Annotated in this window: 10 protein-coding genes; 6 read left to right on the top strand and 4 right to left on the bottom strand. The window is 71.3% G+C overall.

The window, feature by feature from the left end:
• The first annotated feature begins 105 nt into the window (after positions 1–105).
• The 4 genes from C0010_RS09195 to C0010_RS09175 all read left to right on the top strand — a co-directional run bounded on the left by C0010_RS09195 (position 106) and on the right by C0010_RS09175 (position 4,973).
• The gene (locus tag C0010_RS09195) at positions 106–1,338 is read left to right on the top strand and encodes an AI-2E family transporter (protein WP_158685412.1); all 1,233 of its coding nucleotides are present in this window, start codon (positions 106–108) and stop codon (positions 1,336–1,338) included.
• Between the two features lie 123 nt (positions 1,339–1,461).
• Positions 1,462–1,899: a DUF6325 family protein gene (locus tag C0010_RS14950; RefSeq protein WP_158685410.1), complete on the top strand. Its 438-nt coding sequence runs from the start codon at positions 1,462–1,464 to the stop codon at positions 1,897–1,899.
• 1 nt (position 1,900) lies between these two features.
• On the top strand, positions 1,901–2,272 hold the full coding sequence (locus tag C0010_RS09185; protein ID WP_105566775.1) for an SHOCT domain-containing protein: 372 nt from the start codon (positions 1,901–1,903) through the stop codon (positions 2,270–2,272).
• Positions 2,273–2,513: 241 nt separating this feature from the next.
• Positions 2,514–4,973 (top strand): LuxR C-terminal-related transcriptional regulator, encoded by a 2,460-nt coding sequence (locus C0010_RS09175; RefSeq protein ID WP_158685408.1) that lies wholly within the window; start codon positions 2,514–2,516, stop codon positions 4,971–4,973.
• A 39-nt stretch (positions 4,974–5,012) separates the two neighbouring features.
• Here the strand turns inward: C0010_RS09175 and C0010_RS09170 are convergent, their stop codons facing one another.
• The 3 genes from C0010_RS09170 to C0010_RS09160 all read right to left on the bottom strand — a co-directional run bounded on the left by C0010_RS09170 (position 5,013) and on the right by C0010_RS09160 (position 7,625).
• On the bottom strand, positions 5,013–5,447 hold the full coding sequence (locus C0010_RS09170) for a DUF6325 family protein (RefSeq protein WP_105566772.1): 435 nt from the start codon (positions 5,445–5,447) through the stop codon (positions 5,013–5,015).
• 15 nt (positions 5,448–5,462) lie between these two features.
• Complete coding sequence (locus tag C0010_RS09165) at positions 5,463–5,852, bottom strand: SHOCT domain-containing protein (RefSeq protein WP_105566771.1); 390 nt, start codon at positions 5,850–5,852, stop codon at positions 5,463–5,465.
• 66 nt (positions 5,853–5,918) lie between these two features.
• The gene (locus C0010_RS09160; protein ID WP_105566770.1) at positions 5,919–7,625 is read right to left on the bottom strand and encodes a SulP family inorganic anion transporter; all 1,707 of its coding nucleotides are present in this window, start codon (positions 7,623–7,625) and stop codon (positions 5,919–5,921) included.
• Positions 7,626–7,812: 187 nt separating this feature from the next.
• On the opposite strand from C0010_RS09160, the gene C0010_RS09155 reads away from it, so the two are divergent.
• A complete protein-coding gene (locus C0010_RS09155) occupies positions 7,813–9,120 on the top strand; it encodes an ion channel protein (protein WP_198410827.1) in 1,308 nt (435 codons plus the stop codon).
• Positions 9,121–9,232: 112 nt separating this feature from the next.
• On the top strand, positions 9,233–10,147 hold the full coding sequence (locus tag C0010_RS09150; protein ID WP_105566768.1) for a cation diffusion facilitator family transporter: 915 nt from the start codon (positions 9,233–9,235) through the stop codon (positions 10,145–10,147).
• Between the two features lie 90 nt (positions 10,148–10,237).
• Here C0010_RS09150 and C0010_RS09145 read toward each other — a convergent pair whose 3' ends face one another.
• Positions 10,238–11,404, bottom strand: coding sequence for a hypothetical protein (locus C0010_RS09145; protein WP_105566767.1), 1,167 nt, complete (start codon positions 11,402–11,404; stop codon positions 10,238–10,240).
• Between the last annotated feature and the right edge of the window lie 43 nt (positions 11,405–11,447).

Below are 11,447 nucleotides of genomic sequence, written 5' to 3'. Positions count from 1 at the left end.
CGGTTTCATCCCGGATGGGTGAGCGGCCGCACCGCAGCGCGTCGGTTCATCCCGGAAGGGCGAGCCGTATGTCGTGCGCGGCGCACGCGGGCTAGCGTGTCGGCGATGGGCACACCGAACTCCTCCCCGAGCGAACCGACCGATCGGCCGGTCGCCGCGGCAGGCGACGGCGCCGCCGCGGAGCCGCCCCCCGCGGTGTCGCGGGGGGCGGCGGAAGCTCCCGATTCCCCCGAGACGGAGCCCGCTCCGCGTACGCGGCGCCGCGCGCGCGTCATCCCGATCCTGCCGACGCGGCCCCTGGCATCCGGCTTCGTGCTCGGCATCGGCGTGATCCTCGCCGTCGCGCTCGCGATCGCCGTCGCGTCGATCTCAGGGGTGCTCGTCTCGGTCTTCTTCGGCCTTTTCATCGCGCTCGGCCTCGACCCCGCGGTGCGCGGGCTCGAACGGCGCGGACTCAGCCGCGGCAGGAGCGTCGCGATCGTCGCGCTCGCGTTCGCCCTCCTGATCGTGGCGATCGCCCTCGTCATCGTCCCGACCGTCGTGCGGCAGATCGTATACCTCATCACATCCGTACCGGGCGCATACGCCGACATGCAGGGCAGCGACTGGTACGTCGGGATCGAGGCCGCCCTCGACGTGGACCTCGACGCCACGATCCAGGACGGCCTGCGCGAGGCGACGAACCTCACGAACTTCCTCGCCGTCTCCGGCGGCCTGCTGCAGGTGGGCGCAGGCATCGTCGGCGCGATCTCGACGGGCTTCCTGGTCGTCGTGCTGACGCTCTACTTCCTGTCGTCCCTGCCGATGATGAAGGACGCGCTTGCCGGCCTGGTGCCGGCCTACAAGCGCCCCCGCTTCACAGGGCTGATGGAGCAGATCACCCACTCCGTCGGTTCGGTCGTCGCCGGCGGAATCACACTGTCGTCGATCAACGCCGTCGTCGTGCTGGCGCTCCAGTTCGCGGTCGGATCGTCGGCGGCCGTCCTCCTGGCCATCGTCGCGTTCTTCATCACGATGCTCCCGATGATCGGCTCGGTGCTCTTCCTCGTGATCGGCGGGGTCGCTTCGCTGTTCATTAGTCCGACGGCGGCGCTGATCTTCGCCGTCGGATACCTCGTCTATATGCAGATCGAGGCATACGTCGTTACCCCTCGCATCATGGGGAGAGCCGTCGCCGTCCCCGGCATCCTCGTCATCACGGGCGCCATGATCGGCGCGGCGCTGATGGGCCTGCTCGGGGCGCTCGTCGCGATCCCCATCACGGCGTCGATCCTGATCATCCTGCGCCAGGTCGTCGTGCCGAAACAGGATGCTCAGACCGAACCACCGGACGAGTGAGGGAATCGCCGACCGCTCTCGGCACGGTGAGGCCCCGCGGGCCCTCACCCCGAGGGGGTTAGCGGACGCCATTGGCCATCCGCGCGGTGCCACGATGAAGGCTCCGGCTACGAAAGGACACCGATGACCAGCTTCACCTACGGCCCCGTCGAGCTCTACCTCGTGGGGTTCGAGGGCGAGACTCCCAGCCCCGGCACGCTCGGTGCGCTCGGGGATCTGCTCGACACCGGCCTCGTCCGCCTGCTCGATTTCGTGCTCGTGACGAAGGCGGCCGATGGCGAGGTCGACGTCGTCGAGGTCGAGGACGACACCGCGGCGCTGGGGCTGGGCGGCGCCGTGCTCCTCGCGGCGGGTCTCGTCGGCGACGAGGACGTCGCGCGCTTCGGCGAGCAGATGGAACCGGGCAGCTCGGCGGCGCTGGTCGCCCTGGAGCTGTCGTTCCAGCGCGCGCTCGCCGAGAACCTCGCCTCCTCCGGCGGCATCGTGCTCGACAGCCAGAGGATCCCCGCCCCCATCGTCAACGCTCTGCTCGACTTCGCCGAGCAGACAGAAGGAGAGTGACATGCCCATCCGTCGAGTCGGCCGCCCCGGCCTGATCGGTCTCGCCGCCCGCACCGCCGTCGTCGCCGGGACGGCTCAGGCGGTCCAAGGCGGGGTCGCCCGCAACCAGCAGCGCCGCAGCCAGGCCGCGTACGAGCAGCAGCAGTACGAGGCGGCGCAGCAGCAGGCGCAGATCGACGCTGCCGCGCAGCAGGCCGCCCAGCAGGTGCCGCCCGCCGCACCGGCGCCCGCCGCCCCCGCACCGGCGCCCGCCGCCCCCGCAGCGGGCGGCACCGACCTCGTCGCGCAGCTCCAGCAGCTCGCGACCCTGATGCAGCAGGGCGTGCTCTCGCCCGACGAGTACGCGGCCGCCAAGGCAAAGCTGCTGGCGTAGCCGGTGGAGCGCGGCTCAACCGCGCTCCGGAACGGGCGGATCCGCGGGCCCCTCGTCGATTGCGGAATACCAGGCCACGCAGGCGGGTCACCCGCTACGGGTGACCCGCCTGCGTGGCATACTGACCTGCGTGATCGAGGTTGTGGGGGCCGAGGCCGGAACCGAAGAGGCGCCATCGCGCCGACGCTTCCGCCATGCCCCGCCACGTCGGCAATCGGGACATGCATCTCGGCCCCGCATCGTGCGGCTCATCGACGATCGGCTGAGCCGGGAGTCGACGCTGCTGGTCGTCGCGCCGAGCGGATACGGCAAGACCGCGGCCGTGAGCGAATGGGCGTCGACTCACCCGGGGCGGGTGGCTTGGCTCACCCTCGGCCCCTTCGCCACGAACCCGGCGCGCGTCGGCGTCGAGGCGCTGCGCGCGCTGCAGGAGCTCGCGATCGGGGGCGCCGCCGACCTGCGCCCCCTGCTCGAGATCGATCCTGACGCCATCGACCCCGCGGAACTGCCCGAGCTCCTCCGCAATGCGGTGGACGCCGCCGATTCACCCGTGTACCTGGTCGTCGACGATGCCCACCGGGCCCAGGACCGCATCAGGGAGGGCCTGATCGGGGCCCTGATGGAACAGGACGACGACCGGCTCGGCCTCGTGCTCGCCGGAACGAGCCACCTCGAGCTGTCGCTGAGCCGCCTCGCACTCGGGCGACCGCAGGTGGTGGTGCGCGCCCAGGAGCTCGCGTTCGACCTCGCCGAGGTGCGTGCGAGCATCGACCGGCTCGGCCTGGACGTCGACCCGGAGGCGGTGTTCGCGGAGACGCAGGGGTGGCCGATCGCGGTGCGCCTCGTTCAGCTCGCGGGCGTGCACCCCGACGAGACGCTGATGCGGAAGTACGTCAGCGACCACCTGCTCTCCTCCGTGCCCGAGGATCTCGCACAGTTCGCGCTGACGACCTCGGTGTGCGACGCGCTGACCCCCGAGCTCGCGGCCGCTGTCACCGGCCGCGAGGACAGTGCGGAACTGCTGGAGCGCTGCGTACGGCTGGGCCTGTTCATCGATCGCTACGACGTACCCGACGGCTCGCTGTTCCGTTGGCACAGCGTGTTCGCACGCCAATGCAGGGCGATCCTGGTCGCCGAGGACCCCGATCGGCACCGAGCTGCCTGCGCCGCTGCCGCCGCGAGTGTCGAGCATCGGGATCCGATCGGCGCGGCCCATTACCTGCGCAGGGCCGGCGACACGGCGGGAGCCGTGCGGATGATGATGGCGCACTGGCTCGAGCTCTTCATCGGCGAGCGGGTGCACGCGCTGAACGAGTGGTGTGCGTCGCTGCCCTCACCGTTCGACGACGACCCTCGCGTGCTCCTCATCAAGGCCTGCGCACAGGATCTCATCGGCGCGCGCGACGTGGCGCAGATCGCGTTCGCCCGTGCCGACGCACGCGCAGAGCTTCTCGACGACCGCGCGGAGTACGACTCGGTGCGCGCCATCGCGGCGCTGCAGTTGACCGACGATCGCGACGAGCTCGCCGACGCGACTGCCCGCGTGCACATCGACCTCGCGGCGGAGCCGGGTGCGGCGGGTCGTTCGCGCGCCGCCGCAACGTACCTGCTCGGGTTCGCCGAGCTGAGGCACCGCCGTGCACCAGACAGGGCGGTCCAGCTGCTCACATGCGCGGCCGTCGAGGCCGACGCCGTGGGCGATCGCAGGATCGCCGATCGCGCCAGGGGGCAGCTCGCCTTCGCGCATGCCTGGACGGGCGACCTGCGTCGTGCTCGGTCGGTCCTCGCCAAGCACACGGGCACTGCCGACGACGAGGCCTGGACGGCCTACGCCGGTGCCGTCGCCGGCGTCGCCACGACGAAGGGCTCGCTCGCCTATTGGGGCGGCGACTTCGACGCCGGCATGACCGAGTTCGCGAAGGCGATCAGGGAGGGCAGCGCCCCCATCTCCTTCTCTGGCGTCGCCCGGATGATGATGGCGTACACGGCCGCGGCGTCCCGCGATTCGCAGGCATGCCAGCGCGCGGCGCGCGAACTGCAGGCGATCCCGCAGCGGATGATACAGGGCGTGGACTGGTCGGTGTTCCGGCACACGGCCGTCGCGGCGCTGCACGAGGCGGCGGGCAATCGGGCGCAGGCGCTCAAGATCGTCGACCGCTACGCGCGGGCCGAGGACCTGCCGCTCGCGATGGTGCTCCTGTCGGGCATCGCCGTTCGCGCCGGGAACTTCCCACTGGCGAGCGGCATGCTGGCGCGCCAGGAGCGTTACATGGGCATCTCGTACGTGAGCGCCGCCCGCCTATCGGTCGATGCGCAGCTGCACTGGCAACGAGGCAAGGAGCAGCAGGCGCACGATCTCGTGGAGCAGGCGCTCGACGTCGCGGCGCCCGAGGAGATCCGGCGCGTGTTCTCCGGCGCGGGGGTCCCGATGCGGCAGCTCCTGGCCGAACACCTCGCATGGGGCACGCGCCACGAATCGTTCACCTCCGAGTGCCTCGCGCCGCGCCGCGCATCCGGACCGTTCGACTCGCTCTCGGAGCGCGAGGGCGCCGTGTTCTCGCAACTGCGCACGACCAAGACGATGCAGGAGATCGCCGACGCGCTCGGCGTCTCGATCAACACCGTGAAGACGCATCAGCGGTCGATCTACCGCAAGCTCGGCGTCGCCAATCGCAGAGACGCGGTACGCCGGTTCTCGTGAACCGGCGTACCGCGCGAATCGGCGAGGAACTGGCCTGCGTCAGGCGTCACTTCCGAGCTCGACGGCGGTGTTGACCGCCGTTGCCGGGATGCGGACCGTGCTGACGAGCCTGCTGCCGCCTTCCGCGAGCTGTGCGGCGAGCGCACTCGCCCACGTCAGCTCGAGCGCGACGACGGCCCCGGCCGTTCCGGCCGGAACCGCCTTCGTCAGCTCGCGCAGGTCCTCTTCGGCCGCCAGCCCGTGGGCGAGCGGCGCGAGGTCGGCGAGGCTGAACTCGTCCAGGTCGATCTCGGTGACGCTCAGTGCGCCCGACTCCGACTTGGCGAACAGGACGAAGTCGAGCAGGCGGACGATTCCCGCGTCCACCTGCTCGACGAGCGCGTGGAGCAGCGAGGGCGACGGCGTCGCCCCTTCGAACGTCACGACGTTCAGCTCCACCGGGCCGTAACCGCGGCCCGACGCGAAGGCCCCCACCCCCAGCGCCTTCGGTCAGCCGGCGAGCGCGCGCGCCTTCAGCTGCTCGAACTCGGCCTGCGAGATCGAACCGCTGGCGAGCAGCTGCGACGCCTTCTCGATCTGCGTGGCGGGGTCGGTGTGCGCGACGTGGCGGATGTACTCGTCGGCCTGCTTCTTGCTCTCGGCATAGGCGGCGGCGCTGCGCTCACCCATGCCGTTGCCGCGAGCGATCAGGTACACGAGTGCCGTGAGGAAGGGGATGAAGATCAGGAAGATCACCCAGACCGCCTTGGCCCAGCCCTTCAGCGCCTTGTCACGGAAGATGTCCCCGAGGATCGAGAACAGCGCCATGAGGTAAGCCACGAAGATGGTGAACCAGAACATCCACCCGATGACCGACCAGAAAGTTTCCCAAAACGACATTGCTGTGTTCCCTTCGTTCGCGAATGTCTCTCCGGACAGCATGACCCCGGCCGAATCGACCGCGCGTCACTCCTCATCCGCAGGGGGTGAGTCGCCCCGCGCGAGCCGCTTCTTCTCGGCGATCGCGTAGGCGTCCTGCACGGCCGCGAGCACGCCCCCGGAATCGTCGACGATCGCCCCTTTCAGGCGATCCGCCACCCCGCTGCGATCGAGGTGCGTGCGTAGTTCGGCGGGCACGCCGGCGAGCACGACCTCGATGCCCGCCTCGTGCCAACGGGCGATGAGCTTGTCGAGCGACTCGAGGAAGGTCGTCGACGGGATCCCGGCGGAACCGCGCAGCGACACAACGAGACCGGCGTCGTGCGTGTTCCGCGTGAGCGGCCACTCCTCCTGGAGCCTGTTCACCTCGGCGAAGAATCCCGTGCCCGCGTAGTGCAGGACGGTCGTCCTGCCGCTCGGGAGTTCTTCAGGGGACGCCTCCATCGTGAAGTCGCCGTCGCCGGTCGGCACGAGCTCGAGAATGCGACCGCGCCGCGCGACCTGCACAGCGAACAGCACGATCGAGAGAGCGGCTCCGATGAAGATCGCCTGCTGCAGCGGAAGCTCGGTCGTCGCGGCGAACGTCACGACCATAGCCGCAGCCGACAGCCAGGACGTCCGGACGACGAGCCGGATGTCGTGCCAGCGGCCCATGATCAGCTCGCCGCCGATGACGAGCAGCAGCCCGCCGATCACGGGCATCGGGATGAAGCCGGCGATGGGCCCGACCGCGACGACGATGAGCATGAGCCACACGCCGCTGAAGATGCCCGCCCAGCGCGTGTTCGCGCCGCTGCTGGTCGCGACGCCCGTGCGCGAGAGCGAGCCGCCGACGGGCAGCGCGCCGAAGAAGCCGCCGGCGACGTTCGCGGCGCCCTGCGCGACGAAGTCCTTCGAGATGTCGGTGCGCGTGCCGTCGGGATTCGGCACGGCCGCGCCGATACCGGATGCCTGGGCGAGCGCGACGAGCGCGATCGCGAAGGAGCCGGCGACGAGGACAGGCAGCGACCCGAGGTCCGGCAGCGTGAAGGGCGGCAGGGAGCGCGGGATCGCGGCGATGTCGGCGACCGTCTCGACGGCGATGCCCGTGAGCGCGACGACGATCGTGACGAGCACGAGGCTCAGCAGCGTCGCGGCCCTGCGCAGCGGCTTGAACAGCATCATCACGGCCCAGGCGCCGACGGTGCCGAGCGCGACGAGCAGCGTCGCCGGATCCCATTCCGCGATGTGCGCGAACGACTCGATGAACTTGCCGATGGTGTTGTGCGCATCCGGTTCGTAGCCCGTGGCGTCCTTCAGCACGCCCGCAACGATCTGGACGGCGATGCCGGCCGTGAACCCCGTCATCACCGCCGTCGACACGAACGACATCACGGCGCCCATGCGCAGTAGGCCGAGCAGCGCCATCCACGCGCCCGTCAGCACCGTCATGGTCGCGATCGCGCCGAGATCCCCGGGGTCGAGCCCCGCGTCGGAGAGCACGCTGTTCGCGGTCAGGACGATGGCGCTCGTGAGGGTCGTCACCATCAGCACGGTGCGGGAGAAGAGCGACCCGATGACGGTGGGAACGGCGCCCGACCAGAGCCCGAGAGGGGCGGCGAAACCGCCGACGGTGGCATACGCCATGCCCTCGGGGATCGAGAACAGGCCCGTCACGAGCCCCGCGATCGCGTCGCGGACCGTCGGCCTGCCGAATCGCGGCTTGCCCGCGCGCCCGCCCCTGCCGGAGTTCATGCGCCGCCCCGCGCCTGCTCCGGCCCACGGCGAGTGCGCGACCCCGGCCCGGGTGCGTGCGCGAACGCGATCAGTGGGGCGATCATGCGGCCATGCTGGCACGTCGGTGAGGGGCGCGCCGCGGACGGCACCCGGAACGGGTGAGGCTCGCGGTGCCCGGATGCGCGGATGTGGTTCCGTGGGAGCCGTGGGGAACTCAGCTTCAGCGACGCCGACGACGAATGAGCTCCTGCGCGCCGTTCCCTTCGCGCTCGTGATCGGCGTGATCTGCGCCGTCACGCTGATGGCCCTGTCCTGGGTCGCCGAGCGGCTGCAGGTCGTGATCTGGGAGGTGCTGCCTGCGGCGTGGGGCCTCGAGACCCCGGATGGCGTCCCCTGGTGGTGGACGATCGGCATCCTGACGCTGACGGGCCTGCTCGTCGGCGCGACGGTGAGGTGGGCGCCCGGCCACGCGGGCCACGACCCCGCGACGACGGGGATGATCGCCCCTCCCCTGCCGCCGCGCGCCCTGCCGGGGCTCGCTCTCGCACTCGCACTGGGCCTGGCGGGCGGCGTGAGCCTCGGCCCAGAGAACCCCATCATCGCGCTCAACGTCGCGCTCGCCGTCTGGCTCCTCTCGAGCAGGGGCCGGCCGGAAGCCGAACCGAACGTCCCCGTCGTGCTCGCGACGTCCGGAACGATCGGAGCGCTCTTCGCGACGCCCGTGGCCGCCGCGATCCTCATCACCGAGGCCTTCGCGGAGCGCGGCGCGGACGGCCGCCGGCTGTTCGACCGCCTCTTCCTCCCCCTCGTCTCTGCCGGCGCCGGCTCCGTCACGATGTACGCGGTAGGGGCGCCGACCTTCGCCGTCGAGCTCGAGCCCTATGCCGATCCGTCGGCGTGGGACCTGCTGGCGGCGCCCGCCGTCGCGATCGTCGCGGTGCTGCTGGTCTCCCTCGGCGCGTACGCGCTGCCGCACGTGCATCGCGCGTTCCACGCGATCGGCAGCCCCGTGCTCGCGCTCGGCCTCGGCGGCCTCGTGCTCGGCGTGCTCGGCGTGCTGGGAGGGCCGCTCACCCTCTTCAAGGGCCTCGAGGAGATGAAGGAGCTCACGGCGTCGGCGGACGACCTGGCGTGGAGCCAGCTCCTCGTCGTCGGGGTCGTGAAGATCGCGGCGCTCCTCGTCGCGACCGCCGCCGGCTTCCGCGGTGGTCGCATCTTCCCCGCCGTGTTCATCGGCGTCGCGCTGGGGCTCGCCGCCGCGCAGCTGGTCCCCACCGTCCATCCGGCGGTCGCCGTTGCCGGCGGCGTCCTCGGCGCCGTCATCGCCGTCGACCGCGACGGCTGGATCGCGCTGTTCATGGCGGCGGTCGTCGTCGGGGACGTGGGCCTGCTCCCGCTGCTCTGCCTCTCCCTCGCCCCGCTGTGGCTCGTCGCCCGTGTGCTCCCCGAGATGCAGGCAGCCCCGCCCGCCGACGGTCGCCCGGAGTTCGCGGCCCTCGCCGGTCGCCGCTGAGCGGCGCCCGCGCTCCCGAGAACGGTTCTGATTCGCCGTCCCATCAGGGTTGTTCCGGCCCGACCGCGAACCCGGCGGCGATAGCCTCGAGGGGGCGGAGGGAGCCGAACGGATGGGCGCAGGGCACGATCACGGGTCGGTCGGTGACAGCCGGGCGCGGCTGTGGGTCGCGTTCGGGCTGACGTTCGCGGTGTTCTGCGCGCAGGTCGTCGGCACCGTGGTCACCGGCAGCATCGCGCTGCTGACCGACACCGCTCACATGCTCACCGACGCGGCGGGCCTCGCGATGGCCCTCATCGCCGCGACGCTCGTGCGCCGGCCGCCGAGCCCGAAGCGCACCTGGGGCTTCCGGCGGGCCGAGGTCATCGCCGCGTTCCTGCAGGCCTCCCTGCTGCTGGTCGTCGGCGCCTACAGCGCCGTCGAGGGCATCCGGAGGCTCGTCGACCCGCCGGACGTCCCCGGGCCCGAGCTGCTCGTCTTCGGTGCGGTCGGCCTCGCCGCGAACGTCGCGGCGATCGCGGTGCTGGCATCGGGGCGCCGCGCGAGCCTGAACATGCGCGCCGCGTTCCTCGAGGTGATGAACGACGCCCTCGGATCGCTCGCGGTGATCGTCGCGGCCGTCGTCATCGCGACGACCGGATTCCTGCGCGCCGACCCGATCGCGGGTCTCGTGATCGCGGCTCTGATCGCGCCCCGCGCCATCAAGCTGATCCGCGAGAGCGTCGCGGTTCTGATGGAGTTCACGCCGGCCGAGCTCGACCTCGACGACGTCCGCAGGCACATCCGGGGGCTCGACCACGTGCTCGACGTGCACGACCTGCACGCGTCGACGGTCGGCACCGGCATGCCGACGCTCACGGGCCACATCGTCGTGCGCGACGAGTGCTTCACCGACGGGCACGCCGCCGAGCTGCTCGACGAGGTGAAGGCGTGCGTCGCCGAGCACTTCGACGTGCGCGTCGACCATGCCACCTTCCAGATCGAGACGGAGCGCACCCGGGCAGCGGAGTCGTCGACGCACCATTGACCGGCTCCGCGCGACGCGACCGCGGAGCCGCGGCGCGGCGCGGTTGCGGGGCGGGTCAGGCCGAAGACGGGCGCGGTGCGGCCGCCGGGGTCACTCGGCGATCGTCAGCTCGCCGCCGGCCGCGTCGGAGGTCGCGGAGTACGAGTGGTAGGCGTCGCTGAGCGAGTACGTCACCACGATGTCGGCGATGTACTCCATGTGGTCCTCGCTGTCCGGGTCGTCCAGATACGTCCGGCTCACGGTGATCGAATCGCCGTCGCCGAGGCCGTCGATTCCGAGCTGGTCGGCAGCGCTCTCCGCCGTCGGCGCGAGGGCGTCCCACGCGACATCGGCGAGCGGGAACTGCTCGCGGGCGTCCTCCGGCTGCACGGCGGCAACGCCGTACTTCTCGAGCACGCCGCCGCGGTACCACCAGTCGTCGGCCTCGACGGCTCCGTCCGACACGGGGACCGTGAACCAGATCGTGTCGGCCATGATGCGGGCGTCGAAGACCTCGTCGGCCCCCGTCTGCGCGTCGAGCTGCTCCAGCGCATCGGCGATGATCTCGCCGTCGCGATAATCCGGATGCGGCTGACCGGCCATCAGCGCGTCGAACGTCTGGGCGACCGCGGTGCGGAACGGGAACATGACGGCCACCGCCGCGACCACGAGCGCGACCAGGTACAGCGGCACCCGCATCCAGCGCGTCGCCGGATCCATGCTGATGAGCGGCTTCCGGCGCGTGCCGTCGGCCTTCAGCTGGCCGGGCCCCGGGTTGCGCACCGGCAGGGCATCGGTGCTCCGCGGGAACGCAGCGCGGTCGAGGAGGCGGGCGTCGACGCCGTCGATCGGCGCGACATCCGGTTCGCCGTCGGCGAGGATCGCGACGGCGAACTCGACCCCCGGCTGGAACCGCGGCATCTCGGTCGCGGCCAGCAGCATCCGGCTGCGCGTGCGGTAGGCCGAGCCGCGCACCGGCGCGACGACGAGGTCGACGTCGCAGACACGGCGCTCGTTGATCGTCGTCCCGGTGCCCGTGATCGCCTCGACGCGGGCCCTGCCGACCCGTTGGGCGCTCTTCGCCGCGGTGATCAGGGCCGGGTCGGCGGTCTGGATCGTGCGCGTCGTGCGGCCGATGCTGATGAACGTGCCCGACAGGATCGTGACCATCAGACCGACGGGAAGCGTCCAAACCCCGGCGCCGGGAGGCCCGACGTACATCACCGCCGCCCCGCCTGCGAGGATTCCGAGACCGATGAAGAACGCGAAGCGGAGCACCAGATGATGCTATGCCACGGCATATCGGAAACCGCACCCGGCG

Origin of the sequence: Microbacterium halophytorum (assembly GCF_002970975.1) — a bacterium.
Classification (GTDB): domain Bacteria; phylum Actinomycetota; class Actinomycetes; order Actinomycetales; family Microbacteriaceae; genus Microbacterium; species Microbacterium halophytorum.
The sequence above is the reverse complement of the archived record's forward strand: the minus strand, read 5'-3'. Positions and strand labels throughout refer to the sequence as shown.

Bases quoted from the DNA above. Each gene is read 5' to 3' on its own strand.
- C0010_RS09150 (WP_105566768.1), top strand. From the start codon at position 9,233: ATGGGCGCAGGGCACGATCACGGGTCGGTCGGTGACAGCCGGGCGCGG.
- C0010_RS14950 (WP_158685410.1), top strand. From the start codon at position 1,462: ATGACCAGCTTCACCTACGGCCCCGTCGAGCTCTACCTCGTGGGGTTC.
- C0010_RS09160 (WP_105566770.1), bottom strand. From the start codon at position 7,625: ATGAACTCCGGCAGGGGCGGGCGCGCGGGCAAGCCGCGATTCGGCAGG.
- C0010_RS09185 (WP_105566775.1), top strand. From the start codon at position 1,901: ATGCCCATCCGTCGAGTCGGCCGCCCCGGCCTGATCGGTCTCGCCGCC.
- C0010_RS09195 (WP_158685412.1), top strand. From the start codon at position 106: ATGGGCACACCGAACTCCTCCCCGAGCGAACCGACCGATCGGCCGGTC.
- C0010_RS09165 (WP_105566771.1), bottom strand. From the start codon at position 5,852: ATGTCGTTTTGGGAAACTTTCTGGTCGGTCATCGGGTGGATGTTCTGG.